The following is a 21,036-nucleotide window of genomic DNA, read 5'->3' as shown; positions in this document are numbered from 1 at the left end:
TCAATCCTGACGCCGCTTGCGGACCAGCCGCCGCAGCGTTCCCAAATAGTTGCGGAAAGCCTCCTTGGCGCCGAGCGAACGCCGCACTTCGGAGAGCCTGAGGTTGCGGAAGCGCGGCAGCGGCAGGCCCACCGAGGCCATCGCCGCCATGCGCGGCTGGACGAAGCCTTTGCGCTTCGTCTGGAAGGGCTGCATGTGGCGGATCGACTCGAGCGGCACCGCCTGAACGTCGATGAAGCCCTTGGCCAGCGCCTCCTGCAGCAGCGCCTCGCCCTTGCGCGTGCGGGTCAGCACCAGCGAGCGGCCGTCCTGCTCCTCGAACAGCGGATAGCCCTTGTCGTCGCACAGCCAGCCGTCGGCGAAGGTGATGTCGGCGAACTCGCCGGTGCCGTCCGGGCAGATCTTGCAGCGGAACTGGAGATGGCGGTTGAGGATGCCGCCCCAGCTGCTGTTGTAATCCATCTGATGGCTGGTGCCATCCGGCAGAACCGCAGTGGCGAAACCCGGCCAGCCGTCGCCGCGGTAGCGGAACGACACGACCGCGTCCGGATCGTCGATGCCCATCGCCTTCAACACAGCATCGGTGCCGCGATAGCTCGGCACGCCCGCGCACATGAAGGCGAGCATATAGGGCACCTTCTCGGCGACGCGGGGATCGCGGCGCGCGAGTGCCCGAAGCCCCGCGACGTCGCAGGGCTTGCCGACGAAGGCGAAGCGGCCGGGCGCGTCCAGCCGCGCGGCGATATCCTCGAGCGGGGAGGACGGCGCGTAGCGCGACCCGGCGGCGACGAATATGTCGTCGCGCCCGGTGCTGATGCGTAGTGCATTGCGCAGTGGCGAGTCGTCCGACACTGCGGTCTGCACCACATAGTCGATCTGGCCGCTATCGAGCAGGTGGAGCAGCACCGACGATAGCCCGCCGCCCGACGACGCCTGGCGGCGCAGGCCCATGTCGGTCGACCAGCCGAGCCGCGCCTCGACGATCGGCCCCCAGGAGGGATGATAGGGCGCGTCGATCTCGCTATCGACATGCTGGATGTTGACGCCGGGGCAGACGGCATCGACCAGCGCCTTCTGCGCGGGCGGCACCGGCGCCTGGACGAACGGCCGGCGATAGCCTTGCGACGTATCGCGCATCACGATCGCGGGCTGGGCGGCATCGCCCACGCCGGCGCACAGGCCGCATCCGGCGCAAAGGCCAGCCGCCTTGATGTCGTTCACGTCACGCATGGCGCGCTGCCAGCTCCGCGAAGAGGCGATCCAGCACCGACGTGTAGCTGCCGAGCTTCTGCTGCGCCCGCCCGGCTGCAGCAACTGCGTCCGCCGTGAGCTGCGGCACCTCGGCCAGCGCCGCCTCCAGCCGCTCCATAACCTGATCGTTGGTCTGCGCGGTGAGGTCCGCCATCCAGGGATAGTCGATCGATCCGAACAGGCCGGTGAACTTGCGGCTGTATCCCAGCGGCAGCACCGCCGTGCCGGAGGAGATCGCCGCGATCGTCGCGTGCATGCGGCTGCCGAGGAAGAAATCCAGCCCGGCAATATAGGTCTTCGCCTGGGATGGCCCATGGAAGCGGGGCGGCAGAACGATGTTCGGATGGCGCTGGCACAGCGTCTCGGCCAGCGCATAATCATCCTCATAGGGCGTATGCGTCGCCAGCACGTGCGGCACGAGATGCAGCTCGACGCGGGGATGCGCCTGCAGCCGCTCGATGATGCGATCGACCAGCGCGCGATAGTCCACGGTCAGCGCGATCTTGTCCGCCGCCGCGATGTCGCGCCGGTAGAGCAGCGCCGAGACGTTGAGGCCGACGCGCAGCGGGCCGTTGGCCAGATCGCGCCCGGTCCGGTCGGTAGCGGCATAGGGCAGCGCAAAGGCGACGTCTGTGGTCAGCACCGCCCGGTCGGCGACGCCGAGCTCGCCGAGCACGCGGAACGACGGCTCGTCCCGCGCATAGACGAGCTTGGCGATGTTCAGCGCCCGCTTCGCGGCGTAGCGCGCTCGGCCACTTGCGAACGGCCCGATCGTCTGGGGGCTGAAGACCAGGTCTCCTCCGGCGCGCACCGCGGCGAACTTCGATCCGATCATCAGGCCGTAGCGTTTCCAGCCGTAAATGTCGGAAAAGCTGTCGCCAGCGCCGATATCGAAGAAGATGTGGCAGCGCCGCATCGTCTGGTGCAGCGCGGAGCCCGGTGTCGCCAGCGCCTTGTAGCCGATGTTGGTGAAATCGTTCGGATAGGGCGTTTCGCTGCTGTAGTCGGTCTCGCCCTGCACGCCGAGGATGTGGAAAAAGGGCGTGCGGCCCGCCTTCTCGATCGCCTTAGCGATCAGGTTGATATTGGCGATGGTGAGCGCGCCCACGCCCAGATTTTCGGATCGGAAACTATGCCAGAGCAACCCGACATGGATGGCATTCGAGGCAGCGGTCATTCTTTTCCTCAATCAGCGGCAACCGGATTTGGGAGGATCGGTCTGGGGCTCGGCCTTGCTATTCCATCGGTCGGATCATCGATCGTCCACGGCCTGCCGCCCCCTGCCCTGTGCAATGCAGCATTGGCATATTGCGCGCGCGAAAGAAAGTCTGCATGGTCAAAGTCGAAGATATATCTTCCTGAGTGTTGATGCGGCATAGATGCCGAACAGGGTGCAGCATTTTTGCGAGGATCGATGTCTCCTCAGGTTTCCGTCATCATTCCGCATTATAACGACCTCGAGAATCTCGGTCATTGCCTTAGCTTGCTGAACAGGCAGACGCTGCCGCCCGATTCGTTCGAGATCGTGGTGGCGGACAATAACAGCGCGTGCGGCCTCGATGCCGTGCGCGCGGTTGCCGGCGAGCGCGCGCACGTCGTGCCCGCGCCCGAGCAAGGCGCCGGCGCCGCGCGCAATGCGGCGGTGGCGGCGGCGCGCGGCACCGTCCTCGCCTTCATCGATTCCGATTGCTCGCCCCGGCCCGACTGGCTGGAAAAGGGCCTGGCCGGGCTTCGGCGCGGCGACATGGTGGGCGGCGCGGTACAGGTCTTCTGCCAGGATGCGCAGCGGCCCAATCCCATCGAAGCGTTCGAGATGGTCTTCGCCTTTCGCACACGCGACTATGTCGAGCGGCAGCGCTTCGCGGTCACCGCGAATCTGTTCACGCCGCGGGCCATCTTCGACCGGGTCGGCGGCTTCCGCTCGGTGGTGGCGGAGGACATGGACTGGTGCTTCCGCGCCGGCGATCTCGGCTACAGCCTGGTCTATGGCGAGGATGCGATCGTCGCCCATCCGGCGCGCCGGACCTGGGACGAACTGACCAAGAAATGGCGCCGGACGACGCGGGAGACCTATCATCTGATGGCGGAGAAAAGGCTTGGCCGCGCCAAATGGGTGGCCCGCTCGGTCGCGGTGCTGCTCTCGCCGCTGCCGCATCTCGCCCAGGTCTGGCGCTCTCGGAACATCAGGGGGCTGGCCGCCCGCACCGGCGCCTCGGCGACGCTGTTCCGGCTGCGCTTCTTCCGTTTCGCGGAAGGGCTGCGGCTGCTGCGTGACGGCCGCTGACCCGCACCCACTTGCCAAAGCGGGCTGGACCTCGCCATCGTCGCTTCCTAATCTCGCCCCTTCTCTAAAACGGAGCCCCTGTTGGCGGCACAGGCCCCCGAACCTGTCGGAACATTGGCACAGGCGCTCGCCCATACCGAGCGATTGATGCAGCGTGCGCCGGCATTGGCGGTCGAACAGGCCGACGAGATATTGCGCGCGGTGCCCGGCCATCCGGCGGCCCTGCTGCTGCGCGCGGCTGCGACCCGCCGGACGGGCGACGCGGTCGCCGCCCGCGCCGCGCTGGCCGGCCTGACCGCGGCGCGTCCCGGCTGGGCGGCGGCGCTGACAGAACTCGGCCAGGCCCACGCCATGCTCGGCGAGGAAGAAGTCGCGATCGCGGCGCTGCGCCGCGCCACCGCCGCGGATCCGGATCATGGCCCGGCGTGGCTGGCGCTGGCCGATGCATTGCGCGCGCGGGGCGAACTGGCCGAGGCGGACGCCGCCTATGCGCAGCACATCCGTGCGTCCGTGGACGATCCGGTGCTGATGCGGGCGGCTTCGGCACTGTGCGACAACGACGTGCCGACAGCGGAGCAGCTGCTGCGCGGCCATCTCAAGAGCAAGCCGACCGACGTCGCGGCGATCCGCATGTTCGCCGAGCTCGCCGGCCGCATCGGCCGCTATGGCGATGCGCAGACCCTGCTCGAACGCTGCCTGGAGCTGGCGCCCGGCTTCGAAGCGGCGCGCCATAATTATGCGCTCGTACTGCAGCGGCAGAACAAGGCGGCCGAGGCGCTGATCGAGATCGACCGGCTGCTCGACCGCGATCCGGCCAATCCCGGCTATCGCGCGCTCAAGGCGGCGACCCTTGTGAGGATCGGCGACTATGAAGGCGCGATCGGGCTTTACGAGGCGCTGCTGGCCGCGCACCGTGAACAGCCGCGCATCTGGATGAGCTACGGCCATGCGCTGAAGACGTCGGGTCGCACCGCCGACGGCATAGCAGCCTATCGCACCAGCCTCGCGCAACAGCCCGGCCTCGGCGAAAGCTGGTGGAGCCTCGCCAACCTGAAGACCTTTCGCTTCAGCGATGCAGACGTCGCGGCTATGCGCGCCGAGATCGCGCGCGAGGATGTGGGTGCCGAGGATCGCTTCCACCTCCATTTCGCACTGGGCAAGGCGCTGGAGGATGCCGGCGACTATGCCGGCTCCTTCGATCATTACGCCACGGGCAATGCGCTGCGCCGCGAAGGGCTCGATTATGACGCGGATCGCACCAGCCGCCGCGTCGCGCGCGCGCGGGCGCTGTTCACGCCCGCCTTCCTCGCCGCGCGCGCGGGTCAGGGCTGCGCCGATCCCGATCCCATCTTCATCCTCGGCATGCCCCGCGCCGGATCGACGCTGGTCGAGCAGATCCTCGCCAGCCATTCGATGGTCGAGGGCACGATGGAACTGCCCGACATCGACATCCTCGCCAAGCGGCTCGGCGAGGGCGACCGCGCGGCCGGCGGCGAGGGCTACCCCGACGCGCTGGCGCGCCTGGACCCCGAAGCGCTCGCCGCGCTGGGCCGCGACTATCTGGCGCGCACCCGCATCGTGCGTGCGCTCGGCCGCCCCTTCTTCATCGACAAGATGCCCAACAACTGGCTGCACGCCGGCTTCATCCATCTGATCCTGCCCAATGCGAAGATCATCGATGCGCGTCGCCATCCGCTCGGCTGCTGCCTGTCCAACTTCAAGCAGCATTTCGCGCGCGGCCAGGGCTTTTCCTATTCGCTGGACGATATGGGCCGCTACTATGCCGACTATGTCGCGCTGATGGCTCATTTCGATTCGGTGATGCCCGGCAAGATCCACCGCGTCATCTATGAGCGGCTGGTTGACGCTACGGAAAGCGAGATACGGCGACTTCTCGATTATTGCGGCCTGCCCTTCGAGGAGGCCTGCCTGCGTTTCCACCAGACAGAGCGCGCGGTGCGCACGGCAAGCTCGGAGCAGGTGCGCCGGCCCATATTTAGGGACGCGAAGGAGCATTGGCAGAATTACGAGCCCTGGCTCGAACCGCTGAAATCCGCGCTTGGCAGCGTTCTCGACGCCTATCCGGACGCGCCATCCACCTGAATCCGGACGCGCTGTGGCAGACAAGCAACACAGTGCCCATTGACCGCTCTCGCGAGGCAAGATTTAACTACGCACAAGAAAAAAACATCTGCAGGCGCGGGGACTGAAAAAAGGGGGTTCTCGAATGCGTTCTTTCGGCAAGACGGCATTTACGGCATTGCTCGCTTCGACCGGCCTAGCCACCGCGGCACCCGCGTTCGCGCAGGACCAGCAGGCGGCGGCCGCACCGGCGGATGCACCGGCCTATGGCGAGATCATCGTGACCGCCACCAAGCGATCGGAAAGCCTGCAAAAGGTTCCGATCAGTATCCAGGCGCTCGGCACCGAGACTCTGGCGCAGCATCAGGTGGCCAGCTTCGACGATTATGCCAAGCTCCTTCCCAGCGTGAGCTTCCAGAGCTTCGGGCCCGGCCAGTCGCAACTATATTTCCGCGGCGTGACCAGCGGTGGCGACGGCCTCCACGGCGGCTCCGCCCCAGCGACCGGCCTGTATCTCGACGAAATTCCGCTGACCACCATCGCCAACAATGTCGACCTGCATGTCTACGACGTCGCCCGCGTCGAGGCGCTGTCCGGCCCGCAGGGCACGCTCTACGGCGCAAGCTCGCTGTCCGGCACGCTGCGCATCATCACCAACAAGCCGGATGCCAGCAAGTTCGAAGCGGGAATCGACCTGCAGGGCAACAAGTTCGGCAAGGGTGCGGCGGGCGGCACCGTCGAAGGCTTCGTCAACATCCCGCTCTCATCCAACGCCGCGATCCGGCTGGTCGGATTCTACGAGCATGACGGCGGCTATATCGACAATACCTACAAGCAGCGCAATTTCGACGTGAACGGCGACGGCGTGACCGACGTCAGCGTCAACAACAAGGCGCTGGTGAAAAAGAACTTCAACGACGTCGATACCTATGGCGGCCGTGCCGCGCTGAAGGTGGATCTGGACGATAATTGGTCGGTCACGCCGATGGTCGTGGGCCAGTATCAGAAAGCGCACGGCAATTTCCTCTACGATCCCAAGGCAGGCGACCTCAAGGTCCATGATTTCATTCCGGAATATAATAAGGATCGCTGGGTCCAGGCGGCGCTCACCGTCCAGGGCAAGCTGAGCGATTGGGACGTGACCTATGCGGGCGGCTATTTCGTCCGCAAGGTCGATAACGTCACGGACTATTCCTATTACACCGTCGATTATGCGGTGCCGAGCGGCTACGGCAATTTCCCGCTTAAGGACGGCAGCGGTTATCTGGATCCCACCCAGAACCAGTTCCTGCACGACAAATATACCAAGATGAGCCACGAGCTCAGGGTCAGCTCGCCCGCCGACCAGCCGCTGCGCATCACCGCGGGCATGTTCTACCAGCGGCAGACCGACAAGATCGCGGCCGACTATCGGGTGGCCGGCATCTCGACGCTCACCGATCTGGATCCGGACGTCACCTTTCCGACGCCGATCCCCGGGTTCGGCGACAGCGTGTTCCGCACCCGCCTGATGCGCAAGGACAAGGACGCCGCGGCATTCACCGAAGTGAGCTACGATATCCTGCCCAATCTCACCGTGCTGGGCGGCGTGCGCGTGTTCGCGACCAAGACGACGCTCTACGGCTTCTCCGGTTTCGCGTTCAACATCGACAGCACGTGCATTAACGACGGCGCAACCAACCGCCCCTGCACCAATGTCGACAAGCATCAGAACGAGACCGGTGAGACGCACAAGGCGAACCTCACCTGGAAGATCACGCCCGACAAGATGGTGTACTTCACCTATTCGACCGGTTTCCGGCCAGGCGGCGTCAACCGGCGCCAGGGCGTGGTTCCGTTCAAGTCGGATACGCTGACCAATTATGAGATCGGCTGGAAGACGACATGGTTCGATCGCCGGTTGCGCGTCAACGGCGCCGTCTTCCTCGAAGATTGGAAGGATGTGCAGTTCGGCCTCAGTCCGATCGGTTCCCAGGGTGTCACCAACACCTACAATGCCGGCGATGCGCGCATCAAAGGCATAGAAGGCGATTTCAGCCTGACCCTCGGCGGTCTCGTGCTCTCGGGCTCCGGCACCTATGTCGATGCCAAGCTGACCTCGCCCTTCTGCGCGTTCGATGACCTCGGCAACAGCGTGTGCCTGCCCGGCGTCGCGCCGGCCGCGCCCAAAGGCACGCGCCTGCCGGTGCAGCCGAAGTTCAAGGGCAATATCAACGCCCGCTACAATATGAAGTTCGGCGACATCGACGCCTATGTGCAGGGCACGGCGCTGCACCAGGGCGGAACCCGGACCTTCCTGACCGACGAGGAATTTTCGATCATCGGCCCGACCAAAGGCTTCACCACCTTCGATTTCGCGCTGGGCGGCTCGCTCAACAAGACCAGCTTCGAGCTGTTCATCCAGAACGCCTTCGACAAGCGGGGCCAGCTCAGCCGCAACACGGCATGCGCACCAGCCTATTGTGGCGGCGACTATCGCATCTATCCGGTCAAGCCGCAGCTCTTCGGCGTCAAGCTGGGTCAGCGCTTCTGATCAGGGGGCACACGCTCTGTCCGATCCCCCTCTTCCGCTTGCGGAAGAGGGTTGGATGTCCAGCATAGCCAGCGGTCGAGACCTTACGCTTGGCATCCGAACAGCGATCGCCCACAAGCGACCCAAAACCGGTCGCTCTTTCCGCCTTGGGCAAATGGCCGGTCTTAACGGAAGCTACCGTGCGCGCCGGTCAAAGCGGCTGATCGGCAGCGCGCCTCAATTGCTGCCGTTCAGTACTTGGATAGGCGGCCCCAAACCTCCTGTCGGCTGCTTCAGCTCCGACTGGAAGGGCGTCAAGGTGGCGAGCATGACGCACGCATCCCATAGCCATGAGTGAGCCGGCGCCATCGTCGCCCAGTCGCCAGCTCGGCTTCTGGATGTGTTCGGCGCTGGTAGTCGGCAACATGATCGCATCGGCGATCTTCCTGCTGCCGACCAGCCTCGCGCCCTTTGGCTGGAACGCCTCGATCGCATGGATCATCACGATCGCAGGGGCGCTGTGCCTGGCCCATGTCTTTGCGACGCTCGCGCGTGCCTATCCCCATGCCTGCGGTCCCTATGTCTATGCCCGCGAGGCGTTCGGACCGCTCGTCGCCTATATGGTGGCGTGGAGCTACTGGGTCTCGCTGTGGGTCGGCAACGGATCGATCGCCGCGGCGGCGATCAGCTATCTCTCCTCGCTGGTGCCCGCCATCGGGCATAGCGCCCCGCTGGCCGCCGGATCGACGCTGGCGATCATCTGGGGGCTGACGCTGCTCAACTGCTTCAGCACGCGCGCAGCGGGCGGATTCCAGCTCGTCACCACAGTGATCAAGATGATCCCGCTGCTCGCCGTCGTGCTGCTCGGCGCTTACATATTGGGCCGCGACGGCACGCAGGACGTGCGGCCTTTCGTGGCGGCCGACATCCATCCCGGCTCGATCACCGCGGCGATGACGTTGACGCTGTGGGGCCTACTCGGCCTCGAATCCGCGACCGTGCCGGGCGGCAAGGTGCGCGACCCGGAAAGGACCATCCCCCGCGCCACGCTGGTGGGCACGCTGTTCGCAGGCCTCGCCTATCTGTTCATCTGCTCGGCCGCGGTGCTGATGCAGCCGGAGGCGCAGGTCAGCGCCTCTCCCGCCCCGCTCGCCGACTTCGTGGCGCGTTATGCCGGCGGTCCGGCCGGAACGATCATCGCGATCACCGCGGCGCTGAGTTCGATCGGCGCGCTGGCCGGTTGGATCCTGCTGCAGGGCGAAATGCCGCGCGCCATGGCGGAGGATGGCGTCTTCCCCCGCTTCCTGGCGGTGCAATCCGCCCGCGGCACGCCGGTGCGCGCGCATATACTGGCGAGCGTGCTGCTCACCATCACCGTGCTGATGACCTATTCGGGCTCGCTGACGACGCTCTACAAGGTCCTGGTGCTGCTATCGACCAGCACCTCGCTGGTCATGTACCTGATCTCGGCGCTCGCCGCGATGCGCCTTCGCCGCACCGGACGCCTGGCGATTGCCGGCCGGGCGCTGATGCCGGTTGCGGCGCTGGCCGCGCTCTATTCGGTGTGGACGATCTGGGGCGCGGGCCGCGAGGCGCTGGTCTGGGGCGCCATCCTGTTCGTCGGCGGCCTGCCCATCTACTTCCTGGTCCGCCGCAGGGCGTCATAGCAAGGCGGGGAAAGTCGCCTGGGAAGGCGGGAGAGCGCCGTCGGATTTGCGACCCGAAGGACCCGGCGCGGCGCTCTCCCTACCCCTTGCCCTCCCGGTCGGACTGTCTGCTTCACACATTGGTTTGGTCGCGTTTTTCCTGCGTCATGCCAGCGGAAGCTGGCATCGCTCTCAACTGGCAGCCGGAGTGACTGTGAAGAGCGACCCCAGCTTCCGCTGGGGTGACGAAGAAAAATGCTCCAAACCCACGATGTGTGAACGCCGTGGCCCATTGGGGAGGGGCACCTGGCTCATGCCGCTCGGAACAGAGGAGCCAGGCGGTCGGAAGTGAGGTCGATCAGAAGCGGTAGCCGAGCGCGACGCCGACGGTACGCGGCTGGTTGAGTGCGACGCGGCGGGTCGTCGGCAAGTCGGCGGAGATCGCCACCGGCAGATCGGTCGCGCCCTGCTTGTCGAAGAGATTATTGACGTAAAGCGAGGCTTCCCAAGGTCCCTGCACCGGATCGACGCCCAGGCGGACATTGAAGATCGAGAAGCCGGCACGGCGATAGAAGGGGCTCGTCGTGTCGTAGAGGAAGTTCGCCGGGCCGATATAGCTGTAGTCGAGCCGCGCGAAGCCCTTCAGCATCGCCGTGATCTGGTCGTGATATTCGGCCGAGGCCGAGGCCGTCCATTTGGGCACATATTGGAGCTGATCGCCCTTCTTCGCCGCCGTGCCCGGCACGTCGTTGCGCAGCGTGGCATCGGTGTAGCCGAAGCCGCTTCCCAAGGTGATCTGGCGGGTCGGCCGGAACTCGACCTCCAGCTCGCCGCCTTTGCTGACGGCCTTGCCGAAATTGGCAGTGATGTTGAAGCCGCAATCGAGCACGATCTGCTGCTGCACCTTCGACCAGTCGATATAGAAGGCGGAGCCGTTGATCGTCAGGCGGTGATCGAGCCAGCTCGTCTTGGCGCCGACCTCATAGTTCCACAGATGATCCGGACCATAGGCGGTGAGCTGGCTGGCGCTGAGCCCCAGCTTCGCGACGGCCGCGCCGCACACGCTCTCCGGCGCCGGATTGTTCGGCCCGCCCGGGCGATAGCCTTTGGAGACCGTGGCATAGAACATCTTGTCCGGCGTCGCCTGCCACTGCAGGCTGAACTTCGGCGTGACGCCATGGTCGCGCGACTTGTTCTCGACGATCGAATAGCCGCCGTTGAACAGGCCATCGCCGGTCTGCACGAAGCTCTGGTTCACCTGGAACACGCGCACGCCGGCCCGCGCGGTCAGCGTGTCTGTGATCTTGTAGCTGGCCTCGCCGAAGCCCGCATATTCCTTCAGGCTCGCATTGCGGGTTCCGGCGTAGATGGTCGAGAAGCTGCCGAACGGCACGTCATTGCGGTAAGGATAGCCGTCCGGGAACGGGATCTCGGAAGCGAGCGGCGCTTTCACATGATGGTAGAAGCCGCCGACGATGAGCTGGAACGGACCTTCGAAATTGGTCGCGGCACGCAGCTCCTCGGTGAACTCCTTGTTCCGGTAGCTACCGTACATCGCGATCGGCTCGACCGTGGGCGTGCCGAAGAAATAATTCACGACCTTCGAGCTGTCGTCGATCAGGTTGACCGTGCGGTGATAATAAGAGGTGGACGAGGTGATATCGACCGGGCCGAGCTCCTGCTTCACCGTCAGGTTGGCGATCCAGCTCTTCTGGGTGTTGGTCTCGTCGATGTCGCGGACCTGGATCGGATTCTTCAGCGATCCGGGCACGGCATCGAAGGTGAAGGGCGTGCCGAGCCGCGAATATTGATAGAGGAAGGAGGGCGTGATGGTCAGCGTGTCGGTCGGCTTGATCAGCAGCGCCGCGCGCGCGCCATAGGTCTTGTAGGTGTTGACGTTGTTCTGCTTCTTCGCATTCGGATCGGCGGCCAGATAGTTGGTCGGATCGATCGCATAGCGGTCGATATAGCCGTCGTCGAAGCGATAATAGGCCGCGACGCGCAGCGCGATCTTGTCGGTCACGACCGGCAGGTTGATCACGCCGTTGAAATTATAGTTGAAGCCGCCATGCGCGGTGTCGGAGAGGTCCGCGCGGATGCGGCCTTCCACCTTGTTCAGGGTCGGCTGGTTGGTGATGTAGCGCACCGTGCCGCCCATCGAGCTGGAGCCGTAGAGCGTGCCCTGCGGGCCGCGCAGCACCTCGATGCGCGCCACATCGAGCGCCGACGGATCGATCACGCCGCGGGTGGAGAGCAGCGCCGCGTTGCTGGAAGCGGCGATCGGCGTGTCGTCGAGATAATAGCCGACGGTCGCGGCCGATCCGGCGATCGACGAGATGCCGCGGATGATCAGGTTGTTCTCGCCTGGGCCAGAGGAGACCACGGCAAGCGAAGGAGCGATGCGCGAGACGTCGTAGAGGCTCTGCACGCCGCGCCGCTCGAGGTCCATCTGGGTGAAGGCGGTGATCGCGAACGGCACATGCTGCAGCGTCTCGCTGCGCTTCTGCGCGGTCACGACGATCTCGTTGCCGGTCGCCGGCGCCGCATCGGGAGCCTCGGACTGCGCGGCCGCGGCGGTCGCGATGGCAAGGGCGCCCACGCCACAGGCGGTGCGCAGCAGGATGGTCAAGCAGGTCTGCATGGTCTTTCCCCTTCGAGCGAGCCTTCGCCGCTCCTCCCGTCGCGATCGTTGTCGCACCGGCTTAGGACCAGAGCATTTTCGCCTTGTCAAATTTTTTTGATGATAGCTTATCTTTCTGCCGCCGCCTATTGTATCGGGGCAACGGGGAGACGATCGCGATGAACAGCAACTTCTTTCTGGGTGGTGCGGGCGTGGTCTGCGCCGCCATGTCTTCGGTCTCGATAGCCGCCCCGGTCCCCGAGAAGGAGCGGGCCGCGATCCAGAATGTGCTCGATACCAGCTCCGCGGCGTGGAGCGCGGGCGATCTCGACCGGTTCATGACCTGCTACGAGAATGCGCCGACCACCAGCTATGTCAGCGGCACGCGCTTCGTTCAGGGTTATCAGGCGATCCGCGACATGTATGCGCAGCGCTTCGGCGGCGGATCGAGAGCGGCGATGGGCACGCTCACCCTCGAGATCGTCGACCTGCGCCTGCTCGGCAGCGACCATGCCTATGTCGTCGGCCGTTTCCACCTGCATCGCGCGGCGGCGGACGGCGGCGATGCTACCGGGCCGACTACCCTGCTCTTTCACCGCACCGCCGCCGGCTGGCGCATCATCGCCGATCATAGCTGATCGCGTCGCTATGCCGCCCGTTTCTCCTGCCGTAGCGCCCTCCGGGCCGCCGCCGATCGGCGCCGCGATCCGCGACCGCCGCCGTCGATTGGGCATGACCCTGCAGGCGCTGGCCGACGCGTCCGGCCTCTCCGTGCCCTTCCTCTCGCAGGTCGAGCGCAACCTCGCCATGCCGTCGCTGGTCTCGCTGACCTCGATCGCCGGCGCGCTCGGCGTCGAGATGAGCTATTTCGTCGGCGCGCCCTCTGCCGGCCAGATCGTCCGGCGCGGCGACGAGCCGGAATATCTCCAGCTGGGCGGGGCCCCCGTCGTCTACACGCTGCTCAGCGGCCGTCACGAGGAACGGAAGATGGAGGCGCTGCTGATCGCGATACCGCCCGGCATCTCCTCCCCCGTCGCGCATCGCGAGGGCGAGGGCTTCTGGTACATCATGGAAGGCGAGATCGAGATGTGGCTCGGCCAGGAGCATTTCCTGCTCCGCGCCGGCGACAGCGCTCATTTCGACCAGCGCCACCCCTATCGCATGCGCAACGGCAGCGAGCGCGAGGTGAGGATGCTCTGGGTGGGGACGCCGCCGCTGCTGTGAGCGCGCGTGATACCCTCTCCCCAATGTTTCTTCGTCATCCCGGCTCAGCGGGTCGCTTCGCTGATCCGGGATCCATTAACCGCAGCGTTTACGATGAGACGCGACGCTGCGGCTGATGGATCCTGACTTTCGTCAGGATGACGGAAGAGGCGTGTGGAGAGGGGAGTCCCGAAGTCGAAGTAAGACACTCGGCTGACGCCTTGTGCCCTCTCCCATCAAACAGTCCCCCAGACTGTTTGATCCTCTCCCTTCAGGGGAAAGGGAACTCCGTCACGCCCGCTTCAGCACGCGGCCCACGAAGCTGCGATCCGCCAATATCTCATGCGCCGCATTATGGCCCGGCGCGCCGGTCACGCCGCCGCCCGGATGGGTGCCGGCGCCACACATATAGAGCCCCTTGATCGGCCCCCGATAGTCACCATGGCCCAGCATCGGGCGTGCCGCCCAGAGCTGGTCGAGCGACATGTGGCCATGCATGATGTCGCCGCCGATCAGGCCGAACTTGCGCTCGAGATCGAGCGGCGAGTGGATCTGGGTGGCGATGATAGACGCCTTGAAATTCGGCGCATGCTCGTTGACCGTATCGATGATCGCGGCGGCCGCGGCCTCGCGCTCATCGTCCCAGCTCCGCGCGCTTCCATCGGGATTGGGCGGCAGGGTCGGCGCGAACTGCTGGCAGAACAGGCTGGCGATGTGTTTGCCCGGGGGTGCGAGGCTGTCGTCCACCGTCGTCGGCAGCTTCATCTCGACGATCGGCTTCTTCGACCAGCCATGGGCCTTCGCGTCGGTGAACGCCTGGTCCATATAGTCGAGCGTCGGCGAGATGATGATGCCGCAGGTGTGATGCTCGGCTTTCTCCTTGCCCGGCAGCACGCGGAAATCGGGCAGCTCGGAAAGCGCGACGTTCATCCGGAAGGTACCGGAGCCCGCCTTGAAATTGTCCATGCGCCGCGCGAACTCGGCCGGCATGTCGCCGCGATCGACGAGCTGACGGTAAAGCAGCGCCGGGCCGGCATTGGACGCGACGACGTCCGCCGCAATCTCCTCGCCGCTTTCCAGCCGCACCCCGGCGACGCGATTGCCGTCCACCAGCACCCTGGCGACCGGTGCCTCCAGGCTGATCTCGACGCCCACCTCGCGGCACGCTTCGGCCATGTACTGGGTGATCGCGCCCATGCCGCCGACCGAATGGCCCCAGGCGCCCTTCTTGCCGTTCACCTCGCCGAAGACGTGGTGAAGCAGCACATAGGCCGAGCCCGGCGTATCCGGGCTGGCATAGTTGCCGACCACCGCATCGAAGCCGAACGCCGCCTTCACATATTCATTCTCATACCAGCTATCGAGGAAGCTGCGCGCGGACTTCACGAAAAGGTCCATCACGTCGCGCTGGCTCTCGATGTCCATCTTCGAAAGCGACCAGCCCTGCGACGCCGCGGCGAGCAGCGCCTTGAGGCCGCCGCCGACATTGGGCGGCGTCTTCAGCGCCATCGCGCGCAGCACCTCGGCGACCCGCTCCAGCGCTTCCTCATATTTGGGGAAGGTTTCGGCATCGCGCTTCGAGAAGCGGGCGAATTCGGCCTGGGTGCGCGCAGTGCCGCCGCCGAGCTTCAGATAGCCGTCCTCATGCGGGAAGAAATTGCTGATCGTGCGTTCGATGATCCGCCAGCCGCGTTCGTGCAGCTTCATGTCCTTGATCACCTTGGGACGCAGCAGGCTGACCGTGTAGCTGGCGGTCGAGTTGCGGAAGCCGGGATGGAACTCCTCGGTCACCGCCGCGCCGCCGACGATGTCACGCCGCTCCAGCACGCGCACCTTGAGCCCGGCGCGGGCGAGATAGAAGGCGCAGACGAGGCCGTTATGGCCACCGCCGATGATCAATGCGTCATATGTCTTGGTCATTGGCTCCGCTTTCGCTTTTCAAGCCCTCTCCCTTTCTGAAGCCTTCTCCTGCATGCGGGAGAGGATTGGGAGAGGGTCTTCTTTCTTCTTTCCGCTCAAAAATGGGGCGCCGCCTCATCCTCCCCCACAGGGGGAGGGGGACCGCCGTAGGCGGTGGAGGGGTTCCCGCTCGTTAGACCTCCAATGGCGCGATCTTGGCGTGCGTAGGCCCCTCCACCACCCTGCGGGTGGTCCCCCTCCCCCTGCGGGGGAGGATGAGGAGGCGTCATTTATGGCTCCACCCTGGCGCGGGCGCGCTGTGCAGGCGTGCCTCCGGGATCAGCCGCCGGATCTTCTTCGCGAAGCTGCGCAGACAGACCTCGCTGCGGCCGAGCGGGCCGACCTGGTAGCTTTGCGACGCCATGCCCTGCTGAACGCGGGTGATCAGCCAGGTGTCCTCGGCGTTGACCACGCGATTGATCCGCCAGTTGGCGTAGCGCACCAGCTTCATCTCACGCCGCTCGTCGGGCAGCGCATAGGCGATCTCGCGCAGCATGCAGCTGGTCGGCGAGATCGGGATCCACTGCATGAAATCGACCTGGTCGGGATAGATGTCGAACGCCGCGTTGGGCCAGAGCTTATAATAGAGCCACAGCCGCTGATTTTCCTCCGGCAGATGCTCGGCGCGCGGCAGATGCTGCTGGTAGACGCGCTCCCACGGATTGGCCGAGGGCCGATCGACGAGATAGCCCGACATCTTGTCGACATGTGCCTGCGCTTCGATCGCATAGCTCTTGCCGAACAGCCGGGTCAGCCCGTCATGCGCGACCGGAATGTGCAGCCCGTCCGAATAATTGTCGCCGACATTCTTCCAGTTCACCTGGCGCGGGCGCAGCCGGACGGGGCTGATCTGGCGAAGATCCTCGAAACGATAGGGCGCCACCTCGGCCTCATAAGGCGCCATCATCTCGGCCACGCTCGGCCCGCCATCATCCTGCAGACGGACGAATATGAAACCGCGCCATATCTCCACTTCGACCGGCGCCAGGCCGTTCTTCGCCATATCCAGCGTGGGATAGTCACGCCGCGCGGGCACGCCGGTCAGCCGGCCGTCCAATTCGTAGGCCCAGGCATGATAGGGACAGACCAGCTTTTTGGCGCAGCCCGTCGGCCCCTCCACCAGCCGCATCGCGCGATGGCGGCAGACATTGGTGAAGGCCCGCACCGCGCCATCCTCGCCGCGGATGGCGATCACGCTCTCGCCGATATAATCCAGCAGCTGATAATCGCCCGCCGCCTGTATGTCCGAGACATGGCACATGATCTGCCAGGACGGGCGGATCACCCGCTCCATCTCCAGCGCATGATATTCGTCGTTATTGTAGAGCCAGCCAGGCAGGCTCCAGTCCTCGTCGGCCTGATCCTGGTCGGTTCTGTCGATGCGGGTCAGGGCCGTCGCCATGCTCGTCTCCGTAGATTGTTGTACAGACGTACAACAAGACGGGAGGCGGGGCAAGCGCCCACAGACAGGAATCGTCAGCGGGCGTGGGAATGGGAGAATGGGAGCGCTCCGTGCGGCGCGCTCCCGTTTCGCGCGTGCCGATCAGCGATAGCGCCAGCCGCCATGCCACCGGTCGCGATGATGCCAGTAGCGCCGGCCGTCCCAATAGCCGCGCCCTTCGTAGAAGACGCCGACCACCGGCGCGCCGACGATCACCGGCCCCGGCCCGCGATTAGGCCGGCAATGGCCATAGGGCCCGCGATGCGCGCCGGGCCCGCACCCGTCCCGAGCGAGGGCGGGCGATGCCGCGGCAAGTGTCGCACCCAGGGCGACGGCAGCCAGCAGATAATTTCGCATGATAATCCTCATTCGATAGCCTGTCCGGCGTACCGGACAGAGGCTGAAACGTGCGACGAGCCGAATTCGGTCGCGCCCAGAACAAAAACTTTCGTGACGGCCGCGGCTTGCCACGGGACGTTCCGAGATTTCGCGCGGTCCGGAATCGCTCTACAGCCTGCGCGATGAGCAACCGCATCGCCCCGGACGCGCGCCGCCAGGCGCTGATCGAAGCCACTGTGCGAGCACTCGCCACGCACGGCGCAGCCGGCGTCTCGGTGCGGGCGATCGCGAAGGAGGCGAACGTCTCGCCGGGCCTGCTCACCCATTATTTCGCGGGCGTCGACGATCTGATCGCGGCGGCCTATGTCCATGTCGGCGACATGGTCGATCACGCGCTGAACGAGGCGATGGACGCGGCCGGCGAGGATCCGCGCGCGCGGCTGTCCGCCTATGTGGTCGCCAGCTTTCGTCCGCCGGTGTCGAACGACGCGCTGCTCGCCACCTGGCTCGCTTTCTGGAGCCTCGTCAAATCCTCGCCAGAGATCGCCCGGCTGCATGGGCAGATCTATGCCGGCTATCGCGTCGGCATCGAGGATCTGGTCCGGCGGTGCGCGCCCGGCGTGGACCCTCGCCTCACCGCGATCGCGATCACCGCGCTGGTCGACGGGCTATGGCTGGAGCACGGCCTCGATTCCTCCACCTTCACGCCCGAGGAGGCGAGCGCGATGGCGGAGAAATGGCTGGAGACGTTGCTGGGCGGCTGATCCGCTCCGCGTACGAGACCTATCGCTCCCCGTTCGATTCGAGCAAAGTCGAGACCCCTTCGAGCGTAGCGGAGAAGCAGGCCCGAATGCCCTCGACTTCGCTCGAACCGAACGAGAAAGAGTTACGCCCTCCTACTTCGCCAATTCGTCGAACATGCTGACCCAATATTGGACGCCCGCCGGCACTTCGCTCACCAGCACCCGCTCGTCGAGGCCATGGGCGCGCTCGTCGGAGGGTTTCATGAACAGCGCGCCAAGCGCGTAGCTGGGGATGCCGACGCGGCGATAATACATGTTATCGCTGGCGCCCGAGGCCTGGGACGGGATGATCGGCAGGCCCGGATAGCGCGCATCGATCGCATGGCGCACCGCGTCCATCACATCCTTGCGCATCGGCGAGGGCGGGCTCGCCACCGGCTTGTTGAGCAGGGTGACGGTCATCTTCGGATCGGCGGCAACCTCGGTGAGTTTCGCCTGCACATCCTCGACCTTCGTGCCCGGGAAGATGCGGCAGTTCACCGAGAGCGACGCCTTCTGCGGCAGGGCGTTGAGCGCATGACCGCCCTTCAGCATCGTGGCGACGCAGGTGGTGCGCACCCGGCCGACATATTCGGCCTCGTTCGACAACAGATCCGCAGCCTCGCGGTCGTTCACGTCCGCCGCGAAACGCTTCATCGCGTCGCCGAGCGGGCCGGCCGTGCGCGCGCCGGTCATCGCGAAATAAGCCTTGGTGAACTCATTCTGCTGCGGGGGAAACTGATAGGCAGCGATGCGATCGATGATCTTCGCGAGCTCATAGATCGCATTGTCCTTCACCGGCCGGCTGCTGTGGCCGCCGGGATTGGTGACGCTGAACTCGAAATCGGCATAGGTCTTCTCGGCGCCCTCGAGGCTGTAGACCTGCGGCTTGCCGTCTTCCGAATAGGTGCCGCCGCCGCCGTCGCCGTTCAGCACCAACTCCGCACCCTTGAGCTTCTCGGCGAGGGCGGCGGTGGTCGCCATCTCGGTCTCCTCGTCGCCGGAGAGCGCCATGACGATGGTACGCGAGGGCCTGAAGCCCGCCTTTCTGAGCTGGATCAGCGCGGCGATCGCGACCGAGGTATCGAACTTGTCGTCCTCGGCTCCGCGCCCGTAGAGATATTTGCCCTCGATCACCGGCGTATAGGGATCGCGCTGCCAATCCTTGGGATCGGCGGCGACGACGTCCATATGGCCGGAATAGACCAGCGGCTTCTTGGAAGGATCGCTGCCTTTCCACGTCATCGTCAGCGAGCCGGTCTCGCCGAGCGGCGTGAACACGATGCTGTCCGCGGGAAAGCCGCCCTCGACCAGCACGGATTTAAGCCACGCCGCATAGGCCGGCACCTGTCCCGCCCCTTCCTGTGTCCGGAACGCCACCGATCGCTTCAATATGTCGAGTGCCTGGGCCGCGGCCGCGGGATCCGGCCTGGGCGCCGCAGCGGCCGGCGTGGCGGAGAGCATGGCGGAGAGCGCCATGAAAGAAAGGACAGGTCGCATAGAAACCTCTTTGCTTGATACGGACAGGATGGCACAGATTGCTTGTTGATCAAGCGTACAACAAAAGCCCATCCTCCCCGGAACGGGGAGGAGGCAGAAAGGGAAAAACCATGTCCCGCCTCACCCGTCTTCTCACGCTGGGCGCCGCCGCCCTCGCCTTCGCGCTGCCCGCGCATGCCGCCACCAGCTACGTACACGCCGGCCGTCTGGTGGATACGGAGAAGGGCACGGTGCTCAGCGATCAGCTGATCAAGGTGGTGGACGGACGCGTCGCGGCGGTCACGCCCTGGTCCGGCGCGCCGGCGGACGGGCCGGTGACGGACTGGTCGGCCTATATGGTGATTCCCGGCCTGATCGACATGCACACCCACCTCGCCGACTGGGGCCAGACCAACAATGTGGCCGAGCCGTTACTGCACAGCCCGCAGGAGATCGCCTATATCGGCGCGCGCCATGCGCGCGAGACGCTGCTGGCGGGCTTCACCAGCGTGCACGACGTCGGCTGCTTTCGCGCCTTTTCGGATGTCGCGCTGCGCGACGCGATCAATCGCGGCGACGTGATCGGGCCACGCATGGCGACGGTCGGCGCCTATATCACCGTGCCGGGTGGCGGCGGCGAGGTGACGGGCTTCGCCCCGGACGTGAAGGTGCCGGACGACATGCGCGTGGGCGTCGTCACCGACGCCAACGACACCCGGCTCAAGGTCAACTATCTGTTCCAGCATGGCGTGGATTCGATCAAGCTGATCGCCACTGGCGCCGTGCTCGCCGAAGGCACCGAGCCGGGACAGCAGGAGCTCAGCAACGACGAGATGCATGCCGCCGTCGTCGCCGCGGCCGAGCATGGCGGCTGGGTGACGGCGCACGCCCATGGCGCGGAAGGCATCAAGAATGCGATGCGCGCCGGGGTGCGATCGATCGAGCATGCCTCGCTCATCGACGACGAGGGACTGGCGCTCGCCAAGAAGATGGGCGTCTTCCTCGACATGGACGTCTATAATGGCGACTATATCGAGGAGGTCGGCACCAAGGAGGGCTGGCCGGCCGGCTATCTGCGCAAGAATCGCGAGACCACCGACGCGCAGCGCCAGGCCTTCGCCAAGGCGGTGAAGCTGGGCGTGAAGCTGACTTTCGGCACCGATGCCGGCGTCTATCCGCACGGCCTCAATGCCCGCCAGTTCAAATATATGGTTCGCTACGGCATGACGCCGATGCAGGCGATCCAGGCCGCCACCGTCACCTCGGCGGAACTGCTCGGCTGGTCGAAGGACGTCGGCGCGCTGAGCCCCGGCCATTATGCCGACATGATCGCGGTGGCTGGCGACGCGACGAAGGACGTGACCCTGCTGGAGCATGTGAACGGCGTCATCAAAGGCGGCGCGGTGGTGAAATAAGCGCAGCCGTCCGACATTTGCCT

General features: G+C 65.4%; 15 protein-coding genes. 8 read left to right on the top strand and 7 right to left on the bottom strand.

Annotated features, from left to right (window positions below; genetic code table 11):
- Positions 1–1,230: a Coenzyme F420 hydrogenase/dehydrogenase, beta subunit C-terminal domain gene (locus GQY20_RS05720; RefSeq protein ID WP_157216014.1), complete on the bottom strand. Its 1,230-nt coding sequence runs from the start codon at positions 1,228–1,230 to the stop codon at positions 1–3.
- The gene (locus GQY20_RS05715; protein WP_232475896.1) at positions 1,223–2,428 is read right to left on the bottom strand and encodes a polysaccharide pyruvyl transferase family protein; all 1,206 of its coding nucleotides are present in this window, start codon (positions 2,426–2,428) and stop codon (positions 1,223–1,225) included. Before GQY20_RS05715 ends, GQY20_RS05720 begins: the two co-directional genes overlap by 8 nt.
- A 237-nt stretch (positions 2,429–2,665) precedes the next feature.
- Here GQY20_RS05715 and GQY20_RS05710 point away from each other — a divergent pair, with 237 nt between their 5' ends.
- The 4 genes from GQY20_RS05710 to GQY20_RS05695 all read left to right on the top strand — a co-directional run bounded on the left by GQY20_RS05710 (position 2,666) and on the right by GQY20_RS05695 (position 9,796).
- Entirely contained in the window at positions 2,666–3,535 is an 870-nt protein-coding gene (locus tag GQY20_RS05710) for a glycosyltransferase family 2 protein (protein ID WP_157216013.1), read from the top strand.
- Positions 3,536–3,613: 78 nt separating this feature from the next.
- Positions 3,614–5,638: a sulfotransferase gene (locus GQY20_RS05705; protein ID WP_408641053.1), complete on the top strand. Its 2,025-nt coding sequence runs from the start codon at positions 3,614–3,616 to the stop codon at positions 5,636–5,638.
- Positions 5,639–5,762: 124 nt separating this feature from the next.
- A complete protein-coding gene (locus tag GQY20_RS05700) occupies positions 5,763–8,150 on the top strand; it encodes a TonB-dependent receptor (protein ID WP_157216012.1) in 2,388 nt (795 codons plus the stop codon).
- Between the two features lie 329 nt (positions 8,151–8,479).
- The gene (locus GQY20_RS05695; protein ID WP_157216011.1) at positions 8,480–9,796 is read left to right on the top strand and encodes an APC family permease; all 1,317 of its coding nucleotides are present in this window, start codon (positions 8,480–8,482) and stop codon (positions 9,794–9,796) included.
- A gap of 337 nt (positions 9,797–10,133) precedes the next feature.
- On the opposite strand, the gene GQY20_RS05690 is transcribed toward GQY20_RS05695, so the two are convergent.
- Positions 10,134–12,416 (bottom strand): TonB-dependent receptor, encoded by a 2,283-nt coding sequence (locus tag GQY20_RS05690; RefSeq protein ID WP_157216010.1) that lies wholly within the window; start codon positions 12,414–12,416, stop codon positions 10,134–10,136.
- A gap of 158 nt (positions 12,417–12,574) precedes the next feature.
- Here GQY20_RS05690 and GQY20_RS05685 point away from each other — a divergent pair, with 158 nt between their 5' ends.
- The gene (locus tag GQY20_RS05685; protein ID WP_232475895.1) at positions 12,575–13,033 is read left to right on the top strand and encodes a YybH family protein; all 459 of its coding nucleotides are present in this window, start codon (positions 12,575–12,577) and stop codon (positions 13,031–13,033) included.
- A 10-nt stretch (positions 13,034–13,043) separates the two neighbouring features.
- Complete coding sequence (locus GQY20_RS05680) at positions 13,044–13,619, top strand: helix-turn-helix domain-containing protein (protein ID WP_157216009.1); 576 nt, start codon at positions 13,044–13,046, stop codon at positions 13,617–13,619.
- 270 nt (positions 13,620–13,889) lie between these two features.
- On the opposite strand, the gene GQY20_RS05675 is transcribed toward GQY20_RS05680, so the two are convergent.
- From GQY20_RS05675 to GQY20_RS05665, 3 genes are all read right to left on the bottom strand, one after another.
- Complete coding sequence (locus tag GQY20_RS05675) at positions 13,890–15,518, bottom strand: phytoene desaturase family protein (protein WP_157216008.1); 1,629 nt, start codon at positions 15,516–15,518, stop codon at positions 13,890–13,892.
- A 265-nt stretch (positions 15,519–15,783) separates the two neighbouring features.
- Positions 15,784–16,959, bottom strand: a complete 1,176-nt coding sequence (locus GQY20_RS05670) for an aromatic ring-hydroxylating oxygenase subunit alpha (protein ID WP_157216007.1) — start codon at positions 16,957–16,959, stop codon at positions 15,784–15,786.
- A gap of 141 nt (positions 16,960–17,100) precedes the next feature.
- Entirely contained in the window at positions 17,101–17,355 is a 255-nt protein-coding gene (locus GQY20_RS05665) for a GCG_CRPN prefix-to-repeats domain-containing protein (RefSeq protein ID WP_157216006.1), read from the bottom strand.
- A gap of 164 nt (positions 17,356–17,519) precedes the next feature.
- Between GQY20_RS05665 and betI the strand changes: the two genes are divergently transcribed.
- Positions 17,520–18,101, top strand: a complete 582-nt coding sequence (gene betI / locus GQY20_RS05660) for a transcriptional regulator BetI (protein ID WP_157216005.1) — start codon at positions 17,520–17,522, stop codon at positions 18,099–18,101.
- Between the two features lie 132 nt (positions 18,102–18,233).
- Here the strand turns inward: betI and GQY20_RS05655 are convergent, their stop codons facing one another.
- Positions 18,234–19,619 (bottom strand): M20/M25/M40 family metallo-hydrolase, encoded by a 1,386-nt coding sequence (locus GQY20_RS05655; RefSeq protein WP_157216004.1) that lies wholly within the window; start codon positions 19,617–19,619, stop codon positions 18,234–18,236.
- Between the two features lie 110 nt (positions 19,620–19,729).
- Between GQY20_RS05655 and GQY20_RS05650 the strand changes: the two genes are divergently transcribed.
- Positions 19,730–21,013 (top strand): Xaa-Pro dipeptidase, encoded by a 1,284-nt coding sequence (locus GQY20_RS05650; RefSeq protein ID WP_157216003.1) that lies wholly within the window; start codon positions 19,730–19,732, stop codon positions 21,011–21,013.
- Positions 21,014–21,036 lie beyond the last annotated feature (23 nt).

Source organism: Flavisphingomonas formosensis (assembly GCF_009755815.1).
In the GTDB taxonomy this organism is placed as follows: Bacteria; Pseudomonadota; Alphaproteobacteria; order Sphingomonadales; family Sphingomonadaceae; genus Flavisphingomonas; species Flavisphingomonas formosensis.
Note: the sequence above shows the minus strand (reverse complement) of the source record. Positions and strands in the feature narration are given on the sequence as shown.

Excerpts from the sequence above, each read along its gene's own strand:
- GQY20_RS05655 (WP_157216004.1), bottom strand. The coding sequence starts at position 19,619 with ATGCGACCTGTCCTTTCTTTCATGGCGCTCTCCGCCATGCTCTCCGCC.
- GQY20_RS05720 (WP_157216014.1), bottom strand. The coding sequence starts at position 1,230 with ATGCGTGACGTGAACGACATCAAGGCGGCTGGCCTTTGCGCCGGATGC.
- GQY20_RS05715 (WP_232475896.1), bottom strand. The coding sequence starts at position 2,428 with ATGACCGCTGCCTCGAATGCCATCCATGTCGGGTTGCTCTGGCATAGT.
- GQY20_RS05670 (WP_157216007.1), bottom strand. The coding sequence starts at position 16,959 with ATGGCGACGGCCCTGACCCGCATCGACAGAACCGACCAGGATCAGGCC.
- GQY20_RS05685 (WP_232475895.1), top strand. The coding sequence starts at position 12,575 with ATGAACAGCAACTTCTTTCTGGGTGGTGCGGGCGTGGTCTGCGCCGCC.
- GQY20_RS05710 (WP_157216013.1), top strand. The coding sequence starts at position 2,666 with ATGTCTCCTCAGGTTTCCGTCATCATTCCGCATTATAACGACCTCGAG.
- betI (WP_157216005.1), top strand. The coding sequence starts at position 17,520 with ATGAGCAACCGCATCGCCCCGGACGCGCGCCGCCAGGCGCTGATCGAA.
- GQY20_RS05690 (WP_157216010.1), bottom strand. The coding sequence starts at position 12,416 with ATGCAGACCTGCTTGACCATCCTGCTGCGCACCGCCTGTGGCGTGGGC.
- GQY20_RS05695 (WP_157216011.1), top strand. The coding sequence starts at position 8,480 with ATGAGTGAGCCGGCGCCATCGTCGCCCAGTCGCCAGCTCGGCTTCTGG.
- GQY20_RS05700 (WP_157216012.1), top strand. The coding sequence starts at position 5,763 with ATGCGTTCTTTCGGCAAGACGGCATTTACGGCATTGCTCGCTTCGACC.
- GQY20_RS05665 (WP_157216006.1), bottom strand. The coding sequence starts at position 17,355 with ATGCGAAATTATCTGCTGGCTGCCGTCGCCCTGGGTGCGACACTTGCC.
- GQY20_RS05675 (WP_157216008.1), bottom strand. The coding sequence starts at position 15,518 with ATGACCAAGACATATGACGCATTGATCATCGGCGGTGGCCATAACGGC.
- GQY20_RS05650 (WP_157216003.1), top strand. The coding sequence starts at position 19,730 with ATGTCCCGCCTCACCCGTCTTCTCACGCTGGGCGCCGCCGCCCTCGCC.
- GQY20_RS05680 (WP_157216009.1), top strand. The coding sequence starts at position 13,044 with ATGCCGCCCGTTTCTCCTGCCGTAGCGCCCTCCGGGCCGCCGCCGATC.